We start from the raw sequence: 22,887 nt of genomic DNA, 5'->3' as shown, positions 1-22,887 counted from the left end.
TGGTCGCCGACGAGTTCAGAAAAAGCCCGTAAAATCCCCGACCGGGTCACTCCACTACCAATACCGCCACGATCGGTCCCGAAAAACGCTGGGTGGCATCAATGACCAGGTCACTAAGGCCCAGCGTGTCATCGATGGGCGCTCTCCGGTCAAACGCAACCGCTATATCTAACCCGGTGCCACTAATAGAGTGTCAATTGCGCAGTGGAAGACAAGACCCGCACACTGGCCGGCTAGAACTAAAAAGGTACACCCCCAACCTCGTTCGTCGGCCATCACGCGACGTTCATTAATTGATGTCTCCCACCAGCTGTAGAATATCGACAAGGCTTTCCGGATGTCCAAACACGACCTGCAGGTGCACCCGATGTACCACCGCATCCGCGACTCCATCGAAACTCACTTAACCGTGGTGTTTGCCGCGATGGTCTTCAGTCACTAGTTTGAGCACCAAAACGATTGGAACATTAAGAAATTCGCGCGGACTACCCTCCGGCTACCGCACCATGCAGATCGAGGCCGGACAACAAATCCTGACCATCACCTACCCGCCAACCTCGTCGACGTGCTGGCCAAGATCAACAGCCACAATGTGCACTAAATTGTCCCAACCCACTACGTAGAGACACTGCCTACCACTCGAAATACATTGTGAAGTAGAATATTTCATAGCTAGTTGGTAATATCTAATAATATCCCTATTCTAATGTATCAACCATGTTGTTCGAAAAACGAGGCCCAGTAAATGCTTAATTCACGGCTAAATTCTCAACATGACAAAAATTTTGTCACAGTTTTATTAGCCACTCTGGGCTAACGACAGTCTGAGAACCACGTGGTGTGGATAACGCAATCAGTACAGCGCAATTCGTTGGCTTGGGAGAAGTTCAGCAATCGTGGCGAATAAGTCAGGAACAACGGTGGTTTTCCTTCAAGTGCATCCGGCTTGTGCATGCCGCTAAGCGGTATGCACTGCAACGCAGCGATGTGTCGCCTCCTTCTTTCCTGGAACGGCAGCGCGTTGCCGTACGGGGGTGACCTCGGCCCTGTTGTCCGAAATTTCGGGTATGCTCCAGCTTGAAAATACACTGGCTTAAGGGTTTATCCCGTATTGACGTTGACAGGTGTCCTCAAGCGGTTTAGCTGCTAGAAGCAGCTGGAACCGACCTCCTGACGGTCCCCATATGAAACGCATGTTGGTAGTAGCGATGTTGCTTTAAGGCTAGTAGCAGCGCATAGAGGTCGAGCTAGCCAGCTGCCGAACTTCGAATCTTGATTTGAATCATGCTGTGTCACAAAGTGCTAGTATAATTTAGCTAGTTCGACGTCAAACCTGAACCGACACCAGCCGTAGTGGTGTACATTCGCTACATTGATCAGATCGTGCTAACCCATACGAGACTGATCGTGGCAGCGGGCGCATGGTGTATCGTTTCCACACGCGACGTGCGGATGAGCCGCCTAGGACTAACTGGCTACGAAGTTGGCTTCCTGGTTGGCCATATCTATCTGAACGTATGCATTCGTGAGGTGTTGTGGCCAATTGTCTTGCCAGGTGTGCGTGTCAGCCGTGTTGCAGACGGGATCGGTGCTGTGGCACAGTTCGATGCTCCTGTCTTTGTAGAGCGGGTTGAAGTTCGTGATCGGACTCATCCATTGGCTCCCGTTGCCGAACAACGCGACGGCGGCAATGTGCTGGTCGGCATTGGCCGGGAAGGGCTGGTCAAAACTAAACGCCGCGATAGGTACCGCGAACACCACGTCGGTGACCGCCGCACCCCGTTGAGTAGCCGCCCAGTACCAGCCGGGTGTCTAGACAGCCATTGACTATGTAATCGATATATGTCGGTTCATGTCATTGGCGCCTACGTTAACCTGTCGTATCGACAGAGTACTTCACGGTGTATACGCCAATATTTTTTATCGCTGGCTTTGGATTCCAGCGCGTTGATGAACGCATTGCCGAGTATGGCCCGTTCCCGGTGATGTCAGCCGGCCACGGGTAAAGACGACTTCTATCTGCGGACAATTCGCCTCAGTAGCCGACTATGTGGCCCTTACGTCCCCGGAGGTACTCCAGCGGCAGTAGACCGTAAGGACTACTGCGATCGAAACTGCCGCTACGCTAGCAGTAGTCTATTTTTAGGTAAACAAAGAGCGCGGGGCATGATGTTTAGCGATTCATGTACTTGCTGTTGCTAGATCTGTGCACGACGCCACGTGGCCTAGGAAGGACAAGTTAACCAATTCAGTGACGGAGGATGTTGGAGCTGCGCACCCGGTGGACAGTATGTTGCCGCTGGTCGTACTGCTGATTTCCCTGATGGCGCTAGCGTTTTCTTATCAGGAGGATATTGGCGGTTGCTGATCTGGCACCCACTGACGTGATCATAGCGGTGGCTGTGGGATCCGGTAGCCAACCGATAAACGTTTACCAAGAGGTACTTTCGCAGGTCAATGTCTTCGCCGTTAACGATTGCACAATGCCGTTATCGGCAGTGGCCAATAACATTTGTTATTGTTCGCCAAGTGCGGCAAGGGTCGGTATTTGGTGGCTGTTCATGCCCAAATCACTATTGGGCGTTGACAATCCGTGGGACAAGTGCTTACATCGGGTGATTTATGGTGGTCAGCTACCGCCTGTCCAACCGACTGTCACACCAGACTCGTTTCGCACTTGTTCTCGCCGGCGACACACGTTGCCTGCCTCGCAATGGCGGCGTCTGGGCTGGGCACAATGACGGTTACGTTGGTGTCTATGGGTGTGGCGAACTCAGCGCAAAGCTAGCCGTCCTGTGGTTCCCCAACCAGGGTAGCGAGGACGTGCATCGACCGATTGATGCAGGTGTGGATGGTCAAAGTCGGTCAGTTAGGCTCACTAAATATCCACTTTCCACCGCCTCAGACCCACACGGTCTGACGACGACCTGGTTTGACGACCGTTGTAAAGCCAAGAGCAGCGGATCGCTTCCATAGTGAGAGCTAGTCGCAGGGACTCCGCTTAGCGCTTAGAATCTGCCGATGGTTCCGTGCGTGACTTCGCCATCAAATTTCTCCTGGGTGCTAACAATCGGTCCGTATCAAATCTAGGTGATCGAAACTTGACCTGGACTATATTTCAATTATTCATTTCGGCGTGCACCACACATGGCATGTGGAACTATAGGTGTACCACCGATCGAAAGTGAACTGTTCTGGAGCTGTCGGAGATTATTGGTTCATGTCACTTCGGTCGGGGTGGCTGTCTGCTGGTAGCGCTGTTCGTATGCGACTGGTGGTCGGTATTGGATTGATATTGATGAGGTGGAGTCTCGATCGTGTTGTACTAGTGCACCCAGGAGGTGGTTTCCCGTTCCAGTTCGACGCGACCGGTGAAGGTCGCATGTTGGTCGATTAATTCAGATTTGTACCGTCCCTATAGCAGAATCCATAAACACGTTGTCCAAAGCGTCGCCGACACTGCTGATGGATCCGGCGATACCGGCCTCGTGCAGCGCCTCGGTGAACGCGATCGACGTATATTGATCCCGCGTCCAAGTGATGAATCAAATCGGTTATAGAGAATGGAGCTATGTGCAATAGGGGGTGAGTAGCGTCTGCTCAAGCACCGATGTGACCAAGCACCCGCGGTCTTGCTGGTCATCACCTGCCAGCCCAGGATGGGGTGGGAGAACACGTCCACACAAAACGTGGTATAGCACACCCTTTGCAGCGTCCACTTTTTCGACGACGATCGCGAAGAACCGGTTGGGTAGTTCGATGATGTTGGCCGCAGGCTGGATGCTGGTAGTCAGCCGCGCGTAGCCGACGATATCGACGAAAGCCACGGTGACGTGGCGTTCAGCTGCGCCAAGTTTTTGGTCGTTCGCGTTCGGCAGCGGCGACTTTACACCCGACACGGTGGACGAAAAGATCATGCACCTGTTCGCGCTCACACAGGCCGTCGACCATCGTGTTGAAATCACGCTGCAGTTCACCAAGTTCGGGTCCCGGTGCTATCGCTCCAAGTAGTACTCCTACACGCGCTTAAGCGCCGTGCACACCACACCCACAGCGGTGTCACTGTCTACCAGGCTAGGGTCTACATCAGACTTCGGATGAACCCGAAGACCAGTGTTGTCGCTGACACGAGCAGCACTCTGAACCCGAACTGGGTTGTGATGAGATTGTGCATAAATGTCTGGGCGATCATCGTCAGGGCGATGCTGACGGCAGGAACGCCGGAACCGACTAGCCACACCATGATGGTCCGGACCATGATGCCAGCGGCTATCTGCCGTGGGGGTCTCTTGCCTTTAGTGCTTGGGTAGTCACTGGGCGCAGAGCTAATTCAGTGATTCAGAAAGCAATTGCTGGTGCCCAAGATACCGGAGGCGCTCACCGAAAAGAGACACCGCGGAATGAACATATGGTTGGCTCGTACGTAGAGTAGCATTTGTTTTTTCGTCTTCTATCCACACAGAGTCAGGTAGGCGATCGCCATGCACGATGAAGCCAGGAAGATGTTGCTTTTGGCTTGCGGGGGCGCAGTTTGCTATTCTCGATCGTTCAGCGCAGCGTGAGCGTATTTTGCCGGGTAATCAACATGGGTGCTTAGAGCGATTGCCGGGACACTGTAGGCGGGGACGGCGACAACCGTTATCCACAACGGCGCTTCGTTAAACTAAACACGCTCGCTCTGGGAACGCTCACCGTCATCAGCAGCACGACGACGGCGATTCTGGTCAGGTTCGTTTCGGTGATGAAAACGGCCAAGATGACTTAGATGCATCTGTGGCGATGTTGTCTGGTCTTACCAGACTTGCCTGAGCAGCTAGGAGCTGTAAGCCGGGGTGCGGGTGAGTCGGTCGCTCTGGCCGGTCACATCACTATAGCGCTAGCATTGGGTCTAAGAGTTGAGCCAACGTCTTCTTGGCCATCATGATCATGATGGCGTCATCCTAACTTGTCGGTCACGCTCTAAAGCTTGATTCTTGACCCGAGGTTGCGCTGTCCGGTCTGTCGGATAGGAGGTAGATTCTAACTACACAACGTTGATTGCACCCATTTGTGTGGTGTAAGTTGAAAGCCCCGCCGGCTGTTCAGGGTCCATTCTGTGTAAAGTGCGTTATTGCGCTACGTGATCCGTCGTGTGACGGCCGTGCCGGCTACCATGGTTCTCCATTGGTAGTAGGGGACGTGGAGTTAGGGTGAGTTGCCGTGTCAACGGCAGTTGGGCGTGCTGCAGTGGGTATTTGAGCTGGATGACGGTGCCGGATGCGATGACTCCGACTTCAGCCAGCTGCGCGGCAAATCTCCCGTAACGCTTTCGGTAGCCTGCTAATTGCTCGGCTGGACAGTCGGATTCGAGCGTTCGCAGGCCGTAGTACTGTGCTCCGACGGACCGGCGGTTTCGCTACCCAAAAGCTGTCGCAGGTCACCGGGTGCTCGTCGTCGGCCCTGGTGTCAACGACGCTTCCACTATAGCTGCGGCTTACCTGTACGTTGCGATTGGCGCCAGGGCCGACCGCGCGTTTCAAAACCGCCGACGGTGTCATCGTCCGTTATGAATCATCGCGCATGATCTCGGCTATCGGGTTAGTGCGACGCGCTCGTCGTGTCGTGACCGTCAATTTTGCGATCGCTACCGCCTTTATTCCCGTTTGGTGTTGTGGGACTTGTTCGGGCAGTTGCCGGTTGCCGCTGAGTACGGCCGGCCACGAAGGATCGACAGTGCTCAGCGGCATGTGTTTGCCCATCAACCGGTCGTGGCGGGCCGCGGCGTCCACCAGTGTGCTGAGGCCGGTGAATGGTCCGGGAACATGGCGTCGGTGTGCGACGTTGGACTAGACGTGACCTTATTGCTGAACAGTTAAACGAAACCATCAACGTCAACAACATGGTGCTTGTCGCCTTTTGGGCGTCCTGGTGCGGACCAGATCGATTGTTTGTGCCGACGTTTCACGCGTCGTCGAATAAGCACTCTGATGTCGTGCACTTAAACGTAGACACCAAAGCCGAAAGGCAACTGGCATTAGCAGCTCAGATCAGGTCCATCCCCACGTTGGTGGCCTTCAAGAAGGGCAAGCCGCTGTTGAGTCAGGCTGGGGATCTGACGCCGGCGGTGCCGGGGTATTTGGTGCAACAAATCAAGGCCTTCGACGTCTCCGACGATGGGGTCGTGCCAGACGAACAGGTCTAATCAGAATGTGCGTGGGCGGCGTTGGCACGGATCGACCGTGTACAGTGGGAGGCGCTTTGCGCGTTAATTTTCAACGGTGCCTTTTGTACTTGTTGATTACCTGCGACCTGGTGTCGCGTTAATAACCCCCAACTGGTTGAAGCGGATGAGCTCCATTGCGTTTGATGTCGTGGTGCCGTTCAAGAGCGAGCTCGAGAAAGTCACTTACGACAATTCGGTGCGAGTAGTCGTGCTGACTGGGGTTAGGCAGAAGTTGTTCGTCGGGTGCCGATCACAAGTCCGCGGGAGCGGTGCCGCACGTTGACGGATTTGCCCCAGCCGACATATGCGCTGCGCTCCATAGAGCATAGATCTTCTCGACGACGTTATCTTGATGCTGTGTCGGTTGCATCAACCGGTGATTGCCGCGGTCAATGGTCCAGCCATCGGTTGTGGGCTATGCTTGGCACTGGCGGCCGCTATCCGAGTGGTATCTACCACTTCCTACTTCTGGGTCGCGGGCATTAACAACCGGCTAACTGCCAGCGAACTAAGGCTGAATTTTATTCATTGTCCCGTGACATTGGATCTTCGCGTGCGGTCGAGATCATGCTGGCCGGTCGCAGTATTGCCGCCGAGGAAGGTCGAACGGATCGGCCTGGTGTCCTGCCAGGTGTTGGACGAGCAGCGGTTAAACGCCTGTTAAGCGATTGCTGCGTGGATCGTGGCGTTCTTCCGGCTAGGAATCGAGTTGACCAACCGCACGCTCTGTAGTGGACAGTACGGCTACCCTAGAAAGCTACATGCAAGGGCTGAGGGTCTGGGACAGCTTTTCGTTCGGCTACTCACCGTCAACGTTGAAGAAGCGTTTGCCGCGTGTGCAGAGAAGCGACCGGCAGTGTTTACCTAAGACAAGTGACGATGATAAACAACAAAAAGGGGAGCGAATGTGATCACGGCCACGGACCTTGAGGTCCGCGCTGGTGCGCGCATCTTGCTCTCATCCGACGGTCCGGACCTGCGCGTACAGCCCGGCGACCGCATTGGGCTGGTTGGACGCAACGGCGCAGGCAAGACCACCACCTTGCGCATTTTGGCAGGGGCAACTGAACCCTATGCCGGGTCAGTCACCTGGACCGGCGAGATTGGTTACCTGCCACAAGATCCCAAAGTGGGCAATCTTGACGTGTTAGCCCGAGACCGGGTGCTGTCCGCCCGCGGGTTGGACGTGCTGCTAACCGATCTAGAGAAGCAGCAGGCTTTGATGGCTGAGGTAGCCGACGACGATGCGCGTGACCGTGCGATCCGTCGCTACGGCCAGCTCGAGGAGCGATTCCTTGCGTTGGGGGGTTACAGCGCCGAAAGCGAAGCTGGCAGGATATGCGCGAGTCTAGGTCTGCCTGAAAGGGTGCTGGTCCAGCAGTTGTGCACCTTGTCGGGAGGTCAGCGCCGTAGGGTAGAGCTGGCGCGTATTCTGTTCGCGGCATCCAGAGCAGGAACTGGTGCTTCCGGTTCGGGAACCACGCTGTTGCTCGATGAGCCGACCAACCACCTCGATGCCGATTCGCTTGGGTGGCTGCGGGATTTCTTGCGGTCGCACACTGGTGGACTGGTAGTGATCAGCCATAACGTCGAGTTGATCGCCGCTGTCGTCAACCGGGTGTGGTTCCTGGATGCCGTGCTCGGCAAGGTCGATGTCTACAACATGGGCTGGTACAAGTACCTCGACTCCCGGGCCACCGACGAGCAGCGCCGCCGCCGAGAACGCGTCAACGCTGAACGCAAGGCCACTGCGTTGCGAACACAAGCTGCCAAGATGGGTGCTAAGGCAACCAAAGCGGTTGCGGCTCAAAATATGTTGCGTCGAGCCGATCGGATGATGGCAGCACTTGACGAGGAACGGGTCATCGAAAAAGTGGCCCAGATCAAGTTTCCTACACCAGCGGCGTGCGGGCGCACGCCGCTGGTGGCCAAGGGACTCAGCAAGACGTACGGGTCCCTTGAAGTGTTCACTGGTGTGAATCTGGCTATTGACCGTGGCTCGCGAGTGGTCGTACTGGGCCTCAACGGCGCCGGCAAGACCACGCTGTTGCGAGTGCTGGCCGGAGCTGAGAAGCCCGACGTCGGCAGGCTGGAACCTGGACACGGTTTGCGGATCGGCTATTTCGCCCAGGAACACGACACGCTCGATAACGAAGACACCGTCTGGCAGAACATTCGGCACACCGCACCCGAGTTCGGTGAACAGGATTTACGCGGACTGCTCGGCGCGTTCATGTTCAGCGGCCCACAGCTCGACCAACTGGCTGGCACCCTTTCCGGTGGTGAGAAGACCCGACTCGCACTCGCAGGCCTGGTAGCGTCCACGGCTAACGTGCTACTACTCGATGAACCGACCAACAATCTCGATCCCGCGTCGCGCAAGCAGGTGCTCGACGCGTTGCGTAATTATCAGGGTGCAGTGGTATTGGTGACGCACGATCCCGGAGCGGCAAAAGCGCTGGATCCGCAACGCGTCGTGTTGTTGCCTGACGGCACTGAGGACTATTGGTCCGACGAATATCGGGATCTCATTGAGTTGGCCTGACCAATCGAAGCCGGACCGTGCAGGACGTTTCGGCCAAAGTGGCTTCGCAGCGGACGACGGGTTCTATAACGTTATGAGCTTAGGGTCTGTCGATGCGTGGAGGCGCGATGAGGAACTCGAAGAAGGCGTGCGATGGGGTGCGGCATGCCTATGAGGACGGGGCCAGCATCCGCAGCCTGGTGGCCGCACCACCGGCAAGTCACACGGATCCATTCACAGCATGCTGCGCGAGTCGGGCACCACACTGCTCAGTTGTAGCAGTCCCAACCACCGCGCTCGGCCAAGTTAGTCATGTTGGTGGGTCAGCCGCGAGTGTAGCGTTACTGCGAGATCTTGTCCCTTTGATCGCAGTGCCGTTTCCCACGCAAGTGGGCGGTGTTCCCCAGCTAGCGGTTTCACCACCGGCAGAATCTACCTGCGGCGCAACGAGTTCTCTACTAATTTAAGGATCGCGCTGAGCCGCTGCTGATCTTCGCCGGACGCCAGTCGGGCTACCAATCCATCCAGAACCAGGCCTAGTTAGCATTGCAGTACGTTGCTCGAAACATTGTCACGCACCCTGCCGGCCTGTTTTTGTCGATGTAGCCGATCCGTTGTTGCCGCGGCCAACTCCGCGGGGTGTTCTGTCCATTCGCGGCTGAATGCTGGATCGGTTCGAGGCTTTCGAGCGATTTCCAATCTGGTGACAAGCCAGTCGAACTGGTCGGGCGTAGCGAATATGTCGCGCGTAATCTGAATCAGATCTGAGCGCGCCGCGATATAGGCCATCTGCTGGGCATATTCGTGGGCCAAGGCGAAAAACAATGTGTCTGTTGTTCCGGAAATGGTGGAAGATCGCGCCGTGTGATGTTCCGATCGCTTGTTCCATCTGACTTACGGTGGTCTTGTCATAGCCATATTCGGCAAAGCAGCGACTCGGCGCCATCGAGGATTCGATGGCGCCGAGTCGCCAGATGGTCTTCACTGAGTCTTGGGCACGGGTACTGGATTAGTTTGACTTCAGTATGTTGCGCAACACGTAATGCAGAATTCCGCCGTTGCGGTAGTAGTCGGCCTCACCGGGGGTGTCTATGCGCACCAACGCATCGAACGTCACTGTGGTTCCGCTAGCCTTGCTGGCTTTGACATGCACAGTTTTTGGTGTCTTGCCATTATTGAACACATCGATACCGTTGATCTCGAACACTTCGGTACCGTCCAGTCCGAGCGACGAAGCCGACTCGCCCTGCGGGAATTGTAGCGGGATCACACCCATACCAATCAAGTTGGAGCGGTGGATGCGTTCGAACGACTCGGCGATCACCGCACGCACTCCTAACAGCAACGTGCCCTTGGCCGCCCAGTCGCGCGATGACCCGGACCCATATTCCTTGCCGCTGAGTACCACCAACGGAATGTTTTCTGCCGCATAGTTTTGTGCCGCGTCGTAGATGAACGCCTGCGGAGCACCGGGTTTGGTGAAGTCGCGGGTGTACCCGCCCGCAACGCCGTTCAGCAGCATATTGCGCAGTCTGATGTTGGCAAATGTGCCACGGATCATGACTTCGTGGTTGCCGCGACGTGACCCGAAGGAATTGTAGTCCTTGCGGTCGACGCCATGGGTGTCGAGGTATTGTGCTGCCGGGGTACCCGGCTTGATGGTGCTGGCGGGGGAGATGTGGTCGGTGGTCACTGAGTCGTCCAGCAGCGCTAGCACTCGAGCGCCGGTGATGTTACGCACTGGCTTGGGCTCTACGGACATTCCCTCGAAGTAAGGAGGTTTGCGCACATACGTCGAATTCTGTTCCCAATCAAAGGTATTGCCGCTCGGTGTTGGCAAGTTGCGCCAGCGTTCATCGCCCTTGAAAACGTCGGCATAGTTCTTGGTGAACATCTCTTGATTGATTGCCGAGGCGATGGTGTCGGTGACGTCTTTTTGCGAGGGCCAGATGTCTTTCAAGTAGACGGCCTTGCCGTTTTTATCTGTGTCCAACGGCTGGCTCTCGAAGTCGAAGTCCATTGTCCCGGCTAGTGCGTAGGCGATCACTAGTGGTGGCGAGGCCAAGTAGTTCATCTTCACATCGGGGTTGATGCGACCCTCGAAGTTTCGGTTGCCCGACAACACAGCGGTCACCGAAAGGTTGTTGTAGTTGATCGCTTTCGAAATCTCCTCGGGAAGTGGGCCAGAGTTGCCAATACACGTGGTGCAGCCGTAGCCGACCAGATAGAAGCCGAGCTTTTCCAAATACGGCCACAGACCGGACCGGTCGTAGTAGTCGTTGACCACCTGCGAGCCCGGCGCCATCGTGGTTTTCACCCATGGTTTGGAGGCCAGTCCCTTTTCGACGGCGTTGCGGGCCAGCAGCGCCGCACACAACATAACCTCAGGATTGGAGGTGTTGGTGCAAGATGTGATCGCGGCGATCACCACCGCGCCGTGGTCGAGCACGAACTCACCGAGTTCTTGCGTCTTGATGCGCACCGGGTTGCTTACTCGGCCGTTCGCATGCGCGGCCGCAGATTGCATTACCACCTCATCGTTGTTGGTGAACGACAGCTTCCCCGGGTCGCTGGCTGGGCATGTCTCCTCGACTACCTCGTCCAACTTCGAATGTTGGTTGTGGAGCGAACTGCCGTCAACATACTTAGGAATTTGCGCGCGGAACGTGGACTTGGCTTGCGCCAAGCAGATTCGGTCCTGCGGACGTTTCGGTCCGGAGATCGACGGTACCACATCGGAGAGGTTTAGTTCGAGGTATTCGGAGAACGTCGGCTCATTCTTGGGGTCGTGCCACATGCCTTGCTCTTTGGCGTAACCCTCGACCAGGGCAACTTGCTCAGGCGTGCGCCCGGTGAACCGCAGGTAGTTAATCGTCTCTTCGTCGATCGGAAAAATTGCTGCAGTGGAACCGAATTCAGGGCTCATATTGCCCAGAGTGGCGCGATTGGCCAGCGGTACCTCGGCCACGCCCTCGCCGTAGAACTCGACGAACTTGCCAACAACACCGTGCCTGCGCAACATTTCGGTGACAGTCAGTACGACGTCGGTGGCTGTAACACCTGGCTGAATCTCACCACTCAGCTTGAAGCCGACCACCCACGGGATCAGCATCGACACCGGCTGGCCCAACATGGCGGCCTCAGCTTCGATGCCACCTACGCCCCAGCCTAGGACGCCGAGCCCGTTGACCATCGTGGTGTGCGAGTCGGTGCCTACGCAGGTGTCGGGGTATGCCACTACTGTTCCTTGGGTATTCTCCTGAGTCATCACGACACTAGCCAGATATTCGATGTTTACCTGGTGCACAATGCCGGTGCCCGGTGGTACCACCTTGAAGTCGTTGAACGCTCCTTGTCCCCAGCGCAGGAACTGATAACGCTCGCCGTTGCGCTGGTACTCGATTTCAACATTGCGCTCGAACGCGTCGGCGCGGCCAAACAGATCGGCGATCACTGAGTGGTCAATCACCAAGTCAACCCGCGCCAGTGGGTTGACTTTTTCCGGGTTGCCGCCGAGATCCCCGATGGCCTCCCGCATGGTGGCCAAGTCGACGATACACGGCACGCCTGTGAAGTCCTGCATGACGATACGGGCCGGCGTGTACTGGATTTCGATGCTGGGTTCCGCCTGCCTATCCCAGTTTGCTATCGCTTCGATGTGATCTTTGGTGATATTCTTGCCGTCTTCGTTGCGTAGTAGGTTTTCGGCGAGTACTTTGAGACTGTATGGAAGTCTCTTGGTATTGGAGACGGCGTCCAGACGATAGATTTGGTAACTGTTGTCGCCGATTTTCAGGGTGTCGCGGGCTGAAAACGAGTTCACCGAATCTTTGCTACTTATCACATCAACTCCCTGGGATTACATTCACCCGTTGACGGGCCGTGTCGACGGCGCCCTGCCACGTTAACAGTACGCTTGTCCTGCATTGCATTGGGCATGTACCTGTGTCGGTCTTGTCGAGTTAGGCGTGTGTTTGAACCTCATTTCCTCTTCATGTTCCAGCGAAATTGCCGCCACTCGCGTTGTTGCGACCACAAATTGCAACCCTCACGGCAATCTCGACGTCGAGTGTCGCGTACGGTGCTTATAAGCACTGGGATAGGAAACGGCGGGAGGGAGACATCGATGACCGGTCAAGATGTTGTCGTTCAGCAACCTCAGACGATTCCCATGCTACCGATCTATATTCCGCAAGATGTCGATATGACCGTGGTTAAGTCTGAAGTCGCCGCGGCCGGGGTCAGTGCGTCACCGGCTGCCATGCCGGGGTTACTCGAGGTAGTGAGCCATGCGCAGGCCGAGGGTATCAACCTCAAGATCGTGTTGCTAGACCACAACCTCCCGAACGACACGCCCTTGCGCGATATCGCCACCGTGGTTGGCGCCGATTACCCAGATGTCACGGTTCTCACGCTTAGCCCTAACTACGTCGGCAGCTACAGCACGCATTACCCGCGTGTCACTTTGGAGGCGGGGGAAGATATCTCCAAGACCGGCAACCCCGTGCAGTCCGCGCAGAATTTCCTGGGTGAACTAAATGTCCCCGAGTTTCCTTGGACCGTGTTGACCATTGTATTGTTGATCGGGGTGCTGGTGGCAGCCATCGGCACTCGGTTTATGCAGCTGCGCAGCAAGCGATTAGCAACATCATTAGATGCCGCCGGCATCCTGGCAGAAGACGTTAATCGGGCTGATTAGTCAGGCTAAGTCCGGTTCTTTCAGTGTTGTAACCCTGGCTGCGGCCCACTTTACGGCAAACCCAGTAGGTCACTGTTCGGTCACAGTAATCGCACGTACAGAGTGCAGTTTGTGACTTGCGTTTCCTCAGTGTCAGATGTGACGTACGGTGCGAATAATGCTCATGTTGTCATCGGCGTTTCGCGAAAGTCGTGGTTGGCGCCGTCCGTCCGTGTTGAGCCATAGGAGATTCCAGTCGAATGAAACGGCCCCGCCGTGGCTCTGTTTCGCGACCGACCGCACGGTTTGTGCGGCCGGCCATTCCGTCACTCGTGAGTGCGGCCCTACTGGTATCCCTCCCGGTGCTGGCGACCGCTGATCCAGATGGAGACAACTTAGGCACCTTGATTGCCGACGTCGCCAAGGTCAACCAGCGCCTAGAAGATCTCGGCGCGGCCATCGAGACCGAAGAGCAAAGTGTCAACAAGGCGATGGTTAGTGTGGAGATGGCCCGGGACAACGCGGTAGCGGCCGAACACGATTGCGAGGTTAGCCAACAGTCGGTCAAGGACGCGAATACGGCCATCAATGCTGCTCAGCATCGGTTTGATAGCTTCGCAGCAGCCACATATATGAATGGCCCGTCGGGCAGTTACCTGACTGCGACCAGCCCGGATGACATTATTGCCACCGCGACCGCCGCCAGGACGCTCACTGCCAGTTCCCAGGCGGTGATGGCCAATCTGCAGCGGGCCCGGACTGAGCAGGTGAACAAGGAGTCGGCTGCGCGGCTGGCCAAGCAAAAGGCCGATAAGGCCGCTGACGATGCAAAGGCCAGCATGGATGCCGCGGTGGCGGCACTCACCGCGTCCAAGCGCAAATTTGATGAGCAGCGGGACGAAGTTAATCGCCTGGCTGCTGAGCGTGACGAGGCTCAGGCCAGGCTCGAAGTGGCCCAAATAGCGGCAGCAACGTGGGTGCCAGGGATGGGAGGGCATGGCACGCCACCGTTCGGTGACCGGTGGGAACCTGGTTCGCCAGCTTCAGCTGGCCCGGCCGGGGGCCGCAAATGGGACGGCTGGGATCCCACGCTGCCGCAGGTACCCAGCGCCAACGTCCCGGGAGACCCGATCGCAGTGATCAACCAGGTGTTGGGGTACGCGGCGACTTCGACGCAGGTCACCGCCAGCATGGGGCGCAACTTCTTGCAGCAACTGGGCATCTTGAAACCGAACGACACTGGTATCACTAACGCCCCGATTGGTTCGACGCAGGGACGTATTCCGCGGGTTTACGGGCGGCAGGCCTCCGAATACGTGATCCGTCGCGGGATATCGCAGATCGGCGTGCCCTACTCCTGGGGTGGTGGCAACGCAGCTGGCCCGAGTAGGGGAATAGACTCGGGTGCTGGGATTACCGGCTTCGACTGTTCGGGGCTAGTTTTGTATTCTTTCGCCGGGGTGGGCATCAGGCTGCCGCACTACTCGGGCTCGCAGTACAACCTGGGCCGCAAGATCCCGTCTGCTCAGATGCGCCGCGGCGACGTCATCTTCTACGGCCCGGGCGGCAGCCAGCACGTGACGATCTACCTCGGCCATGGCCAGATGCTCGAGGCTCCGGACATCGGCTTGAGGGTGCGTGTTGCACCTGTGCGCACCAGTGGCATGACTCCGTATGTGGTCCGCTACATCGAATACTAAACGAGGCTGAATATCAACGAGGAGCTATGCGCCACAAGAATTTTCGCCTGATCAATCTAGCCGGGCTCACCGCGATGGTGGCCGGGTTGATTATCGTTGTCACGATACCTGCTACGGCAGACCCTGGCCAGTGGGATCCGACATTGCCAGCAGCGGTGAGTGCGGGGGCCCCGGGAGATCCGCTCGCTGTTGCCAACGCTTCGCTGCAGGTCACCGCTCAAGCAACCCAGACCACGCTCGATCTGGGTAAGCAATTTCTGGGTAGGCTAGGGATCAATTTCGGTGGCGATCCTTCCAACGCCGCGACCACATCCAGCAACCCGGGAGGCCGGATTCCGCGGGTCTACGGTGGTCAGGCCATCGAGTACGTGATCAAGCGGGGTGGGGCACAGATCGGGGTGCCGTATTCGTGGGGTGGCGGCTCGCTGCAGGGTCCCAGCAAGGGGGTCGGCGATGGTGCCAACATTACCGGTTTCGACTGCTCGGGTCTGATGCGATATGCGTTCGCTGGCGTTGGCGTGCTGATCCCGCGGTTTTCCGGTGATCAATACAATGCCGGTCGCCACCTTACTCCCGACCAGGCCAAGCGCGGTGACCTGATTTTTTACGGCCCGGGTGGAGGTCAGCATGTCACCATGTATCTGGGCAACGGTCAGATGTTGGAAGCATCTAGCAGCGTCGGCAAAGTCACCGTCAGCTCGGTGCGTAAGGCTGGTATGACGCCGTTTGTGACTCGGATCATCGAGTCTTGATTCGGTGCGTTGTCAAGCTGGTGGTCCGGGCCGGCACGGTTTGCACCTAGCTGCTGTTCCGGCTGGGGTTTCTCCACCTAGGGCCGTTCCGGCCCGCTCAAGAACTGGGGGATTGATCGACGGAACCGCGGCGTCGACGGAATCCACGAGGCCTGGAATAGTTGAACGCGGACATGTCGTGATATTGGGTCGTGTCCGATTGGGCTTTGTTGGTTGAGCCGAGAAAGGAGCGTGATGACATCAGCAGGAGGGTTGCCCGTGGGCGCCGACGGTTGTTCGGGCCCGGGTGGGCAATCAGGCCCGAGGGCTCATGAGGCGCCTCCGGGTGGCGCTGACGGGTTGGTTGCCGAGGTGCACACCTTGGAGCGTGCGATCTTCGAGGTTAAGCGGGTCATAGTCGGCCAGGATCAACTCGTTGAGCGGATGCTAGTCGGTCTGCTGTCCAAAGGACACGTCCTGCTTGAGGGTGTTCCCGGTGTGGCCAAGACGCTGGCAGTGGAGACCTTCGCGCGGGTGGTCGGTGGGACCTTCGCGCGCATCCAGTTCACCCCCGACCTGGTTCCCACCGATATCATCGGTACCCGTATCTATCGGCAAGGCAAGGAAGAATTCGACACTGAGCTTGGCCCGGTGGTGGTCAATTTCCTGCTGGCCGATGAGATTAACCGGGCCCCGGCTAAGGTGCAGTCGGCGCTGCTGGAGGTTATGCAGGAACGCCATGTGTCCATAGGGGGCAAGACGTTCCCATTGCCCAACCCGTTCCTGGTGATGGCGACGCAAAACCCGATCGAGCACGAGGGTGTTTATCTGTTGCCCGAGGCGCAGCGCGACCGTTTCCTGTTCAAGATCAACGTCGGCTACCCTTCACCCGAGGAGGAGCGGGAGATCATCTACCGGATGGGTGTCACCCCACCAGTGCCCAAACAGATCTTGAATGCCGGCGATCTGCTGCGGCTGCAGGAGATTTCGGCCAACAACTTCGTTCACCATGCGCTGGTTGACTATGTGGTGCGCGTAGTCACCGCCACCCGCCACCCCGAGCAACTGGGCATGAACGATGTTAAGACGTGGATCTCGTTCGGCGCCTCCCCGCGTGCTTCATTGGGTATCATTAAGGCATCTCGGTCGCTGGCTTTGGTGAGGGGACGTGACTACGTGATCCCGCAGGACGTCATCGAGGTTATTCCCGACGTACTACGGCACCGATTGGTGCTAACCTACAACGCGCTTGCCGACGAAATCTCCCCGGAAATTGTCATCAACCGTGTTCTGCAGACAGTTGCCCTGCCACAGGTGAATTCTTTTCCGCAACAAGGCCATTCAGTACCTTCGGTGACGCAGGCCGCGGCCGCGGCCAGCGGTCGGTGATCGATCCAAACCCCGCCGCGAAGCCAGGGGTGTTCCACCCGCCTTCGATGCAGCGCGGGCAGATCGACGACCCGAAGCTGTCGGCGGCGTTGCGGACACTCGAGCTCACAGTCAAACGCAAACTCGACGGAGTCCTGCATGGTGACCACCTCGGCCTGATCTCGGGCCCGGGATCAGAGCCGGGAGAGTCGCGCGTGTATCAGCCTGGCGACGACGTCCGCCGGATGGATTGGGCGGTCACCGCACGCACGACTCACCCGCATGTTCGGCAGATGATCGCTGACCGTGAACTGGAGACCTGGATGGTGATCGACATGTCGGCTAGCCTGGACTTCGGCACCACCATCTGCGAGAAACGTGACTTGGCTGTGGCGGCGGCTGCTGCGATCACCTTCCTCAACAGTGGTGGCGGAAACCGGCTCGGAGCGCTGATCTGCAATGGCGCGAGAATGACCCGGGTACCGGCACGTTCCGGACGCCAACATGAGCAGACACTGTTGCGCACCATCGCTACCACGCCTAAAGCGCCGGTCGGGGTACGTGGCGACTTGACGGTTGCCATCGACGCACTACGCCGGCCGGAACGCCGCCGCGGAATGGCCGTCATCATAAGCGATTTCCTGGGCCCGATTAACTGGATGCGCCCGCTGCGCGCGATTGCAGCCCGGCATGAGGTACTCGGTATCGAGGTGCTCGACCCCCGCGATGTAGCACTGCCCGACATTGGCGAGGTTGTCTTGCAGGACGCCGAAACCGGTGTCACCCGAGAGTTCACCATCGATGCAGCGTTGCGTGACGATTTTGCGAGGGCCGCTGCCGCCCACTGCGCCGATGTCTCCCGCAGCCTGCGCAATTGTGGGGCACCGCTGATGTCGCTGCGCACCGACCGGGACTGGATCGCTGACATAGTCCGTTTCGTCGAATCTCGTCGGCGTGGGGCATTGGCGGGACGCCAGTGACTGATGTGGCACACACGCTCGCACCTTTTAAGGCGGGTCGGCTATGACGCTGCCGTTGCTGGGGCCGATGTCGCTGTCCGGTTTCGAACACTCGTGGTTTTTTCTGTTCATCTTTATCGTTTTTGGGCTAGCCGCGTTCTACGTCATGATGCAGGTGGCGCGCCAGCGACGCATGCTGCGGTTTGCCAACATGGAGTTGCTGGAAAGCGTAGCTCCCAACCGACCTGTTCAATGGCGCCACGTGCCCGCGATTCTGCTGATGTTGGCGTTGTTGCTGTTCACCATTGCGATGGCGGGGCCGACGAACGACGTTCGGATTCCGCGTAACCGCGCGGTGGTCATGCTGGTTATCGACGTATCGCAGTCGATGCGTGCTACCGATGTCGAACCCAATCGGATGGCTGCGGCGCAAGAGGCTGCAAAACAGTTTGCCGGCGAGCTGACTCCAGGCATCAACCTTGGCCTGATCGCCTACGCGGGCACGGCAACGGTGCTGGTGTCACCAACCACCAATCGGTACGCCACCAAGAACGCGCTCGACAAATTGCAGTTTGCCGACCGTACCGCCACTGGAGAGGCCATCTTTACCGCGCTGCAGGCCATCGCCACCGTAGGTGCGGTGATAGGCGGCGGTGAAATGCCACCACCGGCGCGTATCGTGTTGTTCTCTGACGGCAAGGAGACGATGCCGACCAACCCGGACAACCCCAAGGGCGCTTATACTGCTGCGCGCACCGCCAAGGACCAGGGCGTGCCGATCTCAACGATCTCGTTTGGCACCGTGTACGGCTTCGTTGAGATCAACGGTCAGCGTCAGCCGGTGCCCGTCGACGACGAGACGATGAAGAAGGTCGCCCAGCTCTCCGGTGGTAACTCGTACAATGCGGCGACCTTAGCGGAACTAAAAGCCGTTTATGCGTCACTGCAGCAGCAGATCGGCTACGAGACCATCAAGGGTGACGCCAGCGCTGGCTGGCTGCGGCTGGGTGTGCTGGTGCTTGCGCTGGCTGCGCTGACGGCGCTGCTGATCAACCGCCGGCTGCCGACCTAGTTTTGTTACAGTTGCGTCAGAGTCAGACCGGCCGGTGTTGGGTCGGCCGCGGTGAGGCGATAGGTTGGCGGGGTGACTGACGCCGCTGCCAAGGTCTCAGCAGCCCCTGGGAGGGGTAAACCCGCATTCGTGTCTCGTTCAATACTGGTCACTGGCGGAAACCGGGGGATCGGGTTGGCGGTGGCGCGCCGCCTGGTCGCTGATGGGCATCGGGTGGCGGTGACCCACCGGGCGTCCGTCGTCCCTGACTGGTTTTTCGGCGTCGAGTGCGACGTCACCGACAACGATGCCATCGGTGCTGCCTTCAAAGCAGTCGAAGAGCACCAGGGGCCGGTGGAGGTGTTGGTGGCCAACGCTGGTATCACGTCCGACATGCTGATCATGCGGATGAGTGAGGAGCAATTCCAGAAAGTCATCGACGTCAACCTGACCGGTGTTTTTCGGGTCGCCAAGCTGGCTTCACGCAACATGATCAAGCAGCGGTTCGGTCGCTACATTTTTATGGGATCGGTCGTCGGGCTCAGCGGTGTACCCGGACAAGCGAATTACGCCGCATCCAAGTCGGGCCTCATCGGAATGGCCCGGTCGTTGGCCCGCGAACTGGGGTCGCGGTCGATCACCGCCAACGTAGTGGCGCCCGGCTTCATCGACACCGAGATGACCCGTGCCATGGACTCGAAATACCAGGAAGCCGCGCTGCAAGCAATTCCGTTGGGCCGCATCGGCGCGGTCGAGGAGATCGCCGGTGCTGTCAGTTTCCTGGCATCCGAGGATGCCGGATACATCTCGGGCGCGGTGATCCCGGTCGATGGCGGCCTGGGTATGGGCCACTGAGAAAGTATCGAACACATACAAGGACGAACATGGCAGGACTGCTCGAAGGCAAAAGGATTCTGGTCAGCGGGATCATCACCGATTCGTCGATCGCGTTTCACATCGCCAAGGTAGCCCAGGAAGCGGGGGCGCAGTTGGTGCTGACCGGATTCGACCGGTTGCGGCTGATTCAGCGTATAGCCGACCGGCTGCCGGACAAGGCGCCGCTGATCGAACTTGACGTGCAGAACGAAGAGCACTTGGCCACGCTAGCCGAGCGGGTGACGGCCGAGATCGGAGAAGGTAACAAGCTCGACGGCGTGGTGCACTCGATCGGCTTCATGCCGCAGACCGGGATGGGCACCAACCAGTTCTTCGATGCGCCCTATGAGGACGTTTCCAAGGGTATCCACATCTCGACGTACTCGTACGCCTCGTTGGCCAAGGCGCTGCTGCTGATCATGAACTCTGGCGGCTCCATCGTGGGCATGGATTTCGATCCGACCCGGGCCATGCCGGCTTACAACTGGATGACCGTGGCTAAGAGCGCGCTGGAGTCGGTCAATCGTTTTGTTGCGCGCGAGGCTGGCAAGTACGGTGTACGCTCCAATCTCGTTGCGGCGGGTCCTATCCGGACACTGGCGATGAGCGCTATCGTCGGTGGTGCGTTCGGCGAGGAGGCCGGTGCTCAGATGCAGCTGCTCGAGGAGGGCTGGGATCAGCGTGCCCCGATCGGCTGGAACATGAAGGATCCCACGCCAGTCGCTAAGACGGTGTGCGCGCTGTTGTCTGAGTGGTTGCCGGCTACTACCGGTAGCATCATCTATGCCGACGGCGGTGCTAGCACCCAACTACTCTAAACGGCAATGCTTTTCGATGCAGCTCTACTTTTGTCCTTCGGCGGTCCGGACGGACCCGAGCAGGTGCGGCCGTTTCTGGAGAACGTCACTCGGGGATGCAACGTGCCACCCGAACGCCTTGATGAAGTTACCAAGCATTACCTGCATTTCGGTGGAGTGTCGCCAATCAATGGGATCAACCTCGCCCTGGTCAATGAGCTGCAAGTGGAACTGGACCTGCCCGTCTATTTCGGCAACCGTAACTGGGAACCCTACATAGAGGATTCCGTTGTGACCATGCGAGACGATGGTATTCGTTGTGCTGCTGTGTTCATCACGTCGGCGTGGAGTGGCTATTCCAGTTGCACGCGATATGTTGAAGCCATTGCCCGTGCTCGTCGGCGAGCTGGTACGGGCGCGCCCAATCTGGTTAAATTGCGGCCCTACTTCGATCATCCGCTTTTCGTCGAGATGTTCGTCGATGCCATCACGGCTGCTGCCGCCAGCTTGCCCGCTGCGCTGCGCAGCGAAGCGCGGCTAGTGTTCACCGCGCATTCGGTTCCGGTGGCTACTGACCGACGCTGCGGTCCTGCGCTCTATAGCCGCCAAGTCGGTTATGCTGCAAGGCTCGTCGCGGCCGGTGCTGGATACGCCGACTACGACCTGACCTGGCAGTCTCGGTCGGGGCCGCCGTATGTTCCGTGGTTAGCGCCCGATGTTGGCGATCAACTCATGACGCTGGCGTCCGCCGGCACCAAAGCCGTCATCGTCTGTCCAATCGGGTTTGTCGCTGACCATATTGAGGTGGTGTGGGATCTAGATCACGAATTGCGATCTCAAGCAGACGCGGCGGGCGTCGCGTTCGCCCGGGCCGCTACACCTAACGCCGATCGGCGGTTCGCCCGGCTGGCCGCAAGTTTGATCGACGAACTCACGCACGACCGCGTGCCCGTTCGGGTGAATGGCTCCGATCCGGTGCCGGGTTGCCTGGCCAGCATCAATGGCGTGCCGTGCGATCTACCGCACTGTGTTGCGTAGGTAGAGTCCGGCGTGGATTTGTATGGCGCGGTACAATCAGTCGGGCCAGGCCGAGTGCAGGATTGCGTTGACCGCCGCCATCCTTGCCGAACGTACCACCGCGGTGAGCGGTCGCAGCGCATTGCTAGCGATCTCGATGTCGGACAATGAGTGGGTTCCGATTGGTGTTAGGCCGGTGCTTACCGAGATTATCGCATCAACGTGCGCAGCGTTCTCCAATACCCTCAATGCACGTGATGGCGCGTGGTCTGGAACTCTGTGTTGCCGTGAGGATTCCAGCAATTGTTCGACAAGCCCCCGCGGATCGGTTATGTCGGCTGTCGCGGAATTCAGTTCAATGGTGCCGAGCGCATCGGCGGCGGAGCGCACCGCGGATCGCAGTGCGTATTCGGCGTCACCCAGTTCGTGATGGTCGAACAAGGGTACGCCAGGTAGTGAGTACACCACCCAAGATAGCGCAGACAATTCGGAGAGACGTGTCTCTTCGCTGTTGGTGTACTGCTCGGGATTGCTGTAGGAGTACTCCGGGACGAGTCCGACGGCGGTGCTGGAATCGTGCGGGTTGGTGATGATTACCGCCTCGCTCGCAGCCAGGGCATCATGCTCGAATTGCGTGCCCGTGACCAGCCCGTGCACGTCGCCGGGTACCGGCAGTACCACATTTATTGTCCCACGCAACCGATGTGGGTCATTGGGCGTAGATTTCGTCGGCCTGCCGACCGCGGTACGTAGGGTTTGTAACAGCGAGACTGTTCCGGCGTCGTGAATGTCGGGCCACGGCAGTCCGGTATGGCCGGCCGCGACGGCGTCATATGCGGCAACTGATTGCATTGGTGTCCAGAGCGATAACGCATCCAATAGGTCGTCGGGCGCAGCCTTGCCGGCGAGCCAGGCGTTGGCCCACACGGACAGTGAAACACTGGGACACCACATGATTTCGCAGTGTAGTTGTTCGGCCCTAAG

Annotated in this window: 13 protein-coding genes and 6 pseudogenes; 14 read left to right on the top strand and 5 right to left on the bottom strand. The window is 58.2% G+C overall.

The genetic code is table 11. The features are described from left to right. Positions 1-316 precede the first annotated feature (316 nt). A pseudogene (locus ML_RS19895) lies at positions 317-623 on the top strand (hypothetical protein); the annotation flags it as partial. 844 nt (positions 624-1,467) lie between these two features. Here ML_RS19895 and ML_RS09320 read toward each other — a convergent pair. Next, a pseudogene (locus ML_RS09320) lies at positions 1,468-2,043 on the bottom strand (cutinase family protein); the annotation flags it as partial. A 1,175-nt stretch (positions 2,044-3,218) separates the two neighbouring features. Then, positions 3,219-3,718 (bottom strand): annotated as a pseudogene (locus tag ML_RS16290) (transposase); the annotation flags it as partial. Positions 3,719-5,788: 2,070 nt separating this feature from the next. Here ML_RS16290 and ML_RS09305 point away from each other — a divergent pair. The 4 genes and pseudogenes from ML_RS09305 to ML_RS16280 all read left to right on the top strand — a co-directional run bounded on the left by ML_RS09305 (position 5,789) and on the right by ML_RS16280 (position 9,036). Next, a complete protein-coding gene (locus ML_RS09305) occupies positions 5,789-6,181 on the top strand; it encodes a thioredoxin domain-containing protein (RefSeq protein ID WP_010908558.1) in 393 nt (130 codons plus the stop codon). Positions 6,182-6,257: 76 nt separating this feature from the next. After that, a pseudogene (locus ML_RS09300) lies at positions 6,258-7,070 on the top strand (enoyl-CoA hydratase). 39 nt (positions 7,071-7,109) lie between these two features. Then, the gene (locus tag ML_RS09295) at positions 7,110-8,747 is read left to right on the top strand and encodes an ABC-F family ATP-binding cassette domain-containing protein (protein WP_010908557.1); all 1,638 of its coding nucleotides are present in this window, start codon (positions 7,110-7,112) and stop codon (positions 8,745-8,747) included. Positions 8,748-8,854: 107 nt separating this feature from the next. Beyond that, positions 8,855-9,036: pseudogene (locus tag ML_RS16280) on the top strand (helix-turn-helix domain-containing protein). A 122-nt stretch (positions 9,037-9,158) separates the two neighbouring features. Here the strand turns inward: ML_RS16280 and ML_RS09290 are convergent. Next, positions 9,159-9,736: pseudogene (locus ML_RS09290) on the bottom strand (TetR/AcrR family transcriptional regulator). Then, positions 9,736-12,567: an aconitate hydratase gene (locus ML_RS09285; RefSeq protein WP_111481143.1), complete on the bottom strand. Its 2,832-nt coding sequence runs from the start codon at positions 12,565-12,567 to the stop codon at positions 9,736-9,738. Before ML_RS09285 ends, ML_RS09290 begins: the two are co-directional and overlap by 1 nt. 285 nt (positions 12,568-12,852) lie before the next feature. Here ML_RS09285 and ML_RS09280 point away from each other — a divergent pair, with 285 nt between their 5' ends. The 9 genes from ML_RS09280 (at position 12,853) to ML_RS09240 (ending at position 21,924) form a co-directional block, all read left to right on the top strand. Further along, a complete protein-coding gene (locus ML_RS09280; protein ID WP_010908555.1) occupies positions 12,853-13,425 on the top strand; it encodes an Rv1476 family membrane protein in 573 nt (190 codons plus the stop codon). Positions 13,426-13,664: 239 nt separating this feature from the next. Next, positions 13,665-15,104: an NlpC/P60 family peptidoglycan endopeptidase RipA gene (gene ripA / locus ML_RS09275; RefSeq protein ID WP_010908554.1), complete on the top strand. Its 1,440-nt coding sequence runs from the start codon at positions 13,665-13,667 to the stop codon at positions 15,102-15,104. Positions 15,105-15,130: 26 nt separating this feature from the next. Then, on the top strand, positions 15,131-15,856 hold the full coding sequence (gene ripB, locus ML_RS09270; RefSeq protein WP_010908553.1) for an NlpC/P60 family peptidoglycan endopeptidase RipB: 726 nt from the start codon (positions 15,131-15,133) through the stop codon (positions 15,854-15,856). A gap of 234 nt (positions 15,857-16,090) precedes the next feature. After that, complete coding sequence (moxR1, locus tag ML_RS09265; RefSeq protein WP_010908552.1) at positions 16,091-17,224, top strand: chaperone MoxR1; 1,134 nt, start codon at positions 16,091-16,093, stop codon at positions 17,222-17,224. A 47-nt stretch (positions 17,225-17,271) separates the two neighbouring features. Next, positions 17,272-18,183, top strand: coding sequence for a DUF58 domain-containing protein (locus ML_RS09260; RefSeq protein ID WP_049769945.1), 912 nt, complete (start codon positions 17,272-17,274; stop codon positions 18,181-18,183). Between the two features lie 43 nt (positions 18,184-18,226). Continuing rightward, positions 18,227-19,234, top strand: coding sequence for a VWA domain-containing protein (locus ML_RS09255; protein ID WP_010908550.1), 1,008 nt, complete (start codon positions 18,227-18,229; stop codon positions 19,232-19,234). Between the two features lie 72 nt (positions 19,235-19,306). After that, positions 19,307-20,068, top strand: coding sequence for a beta-ketoacyl-ACP reductase (fabG, locus tag ML_RS09250; protein WP_010908549.1), 762 nt, complete (start codon positions 19,307-19,309; stop codon positions 20,066-20,068). Between the two features lie 29 nt (positions 20,069-20,097). Further along, positions 20,098-20,907: an NADH-dependent enoyl-ACP reductase InhA gene (gene inhA / locus ML_RS09245; protein WP_010908548.1), complete on the top strand. Its 810-nt coding sequence runs from the start codon at positions 20,098-20,100 to the stop codon at positions 20,905-20,907. Between the two features lie 6 nt (positions 20,908-20,913). Then, complete coding sequence (locus ML_RS09240) at positions 20,914-21,924, top strand: ferrochelatase (protein ID WP_010908547.1); 1,011 nt, start codon at positions 20,914-20,916, stop codon at positions 21,922-21,924. 36 nt (positions 21,925-21,960) lie between these two features. Here the strand turns inward: ML_RS09240 and ML_RS09235 are convergent, their stop codons facing one another. Continuing rightward, positions 21,961-22,857: a hypothetical protein gene (locus ML_RS09235; RefSeq protein WP_010908546.1), complete on the bottom strand. Its 897-nt coding sequence runs from the start codon at positions 22,855-22,857 to the stop codon at positions 21,961-21,963. Positions 22,858-22,887 lie beyond the last annotated feature (30 nt).

Origin of the sequence: Mycobacterium leprae TN, from assembly GCF_000195855.1 — a bacterium.
Taxonomy (GTDB): domain Bacteria; phylum Actinomycetota; class Actinomycetes; order Mycobacteriales; family Mycobacteriaceae; genus Mycobacterium; species Mycobacterium leprae.
Note: the sequence above shows the minus strand (reverse complement) of the source record. Positions and strands in the feature narration are given on the sequence as shown.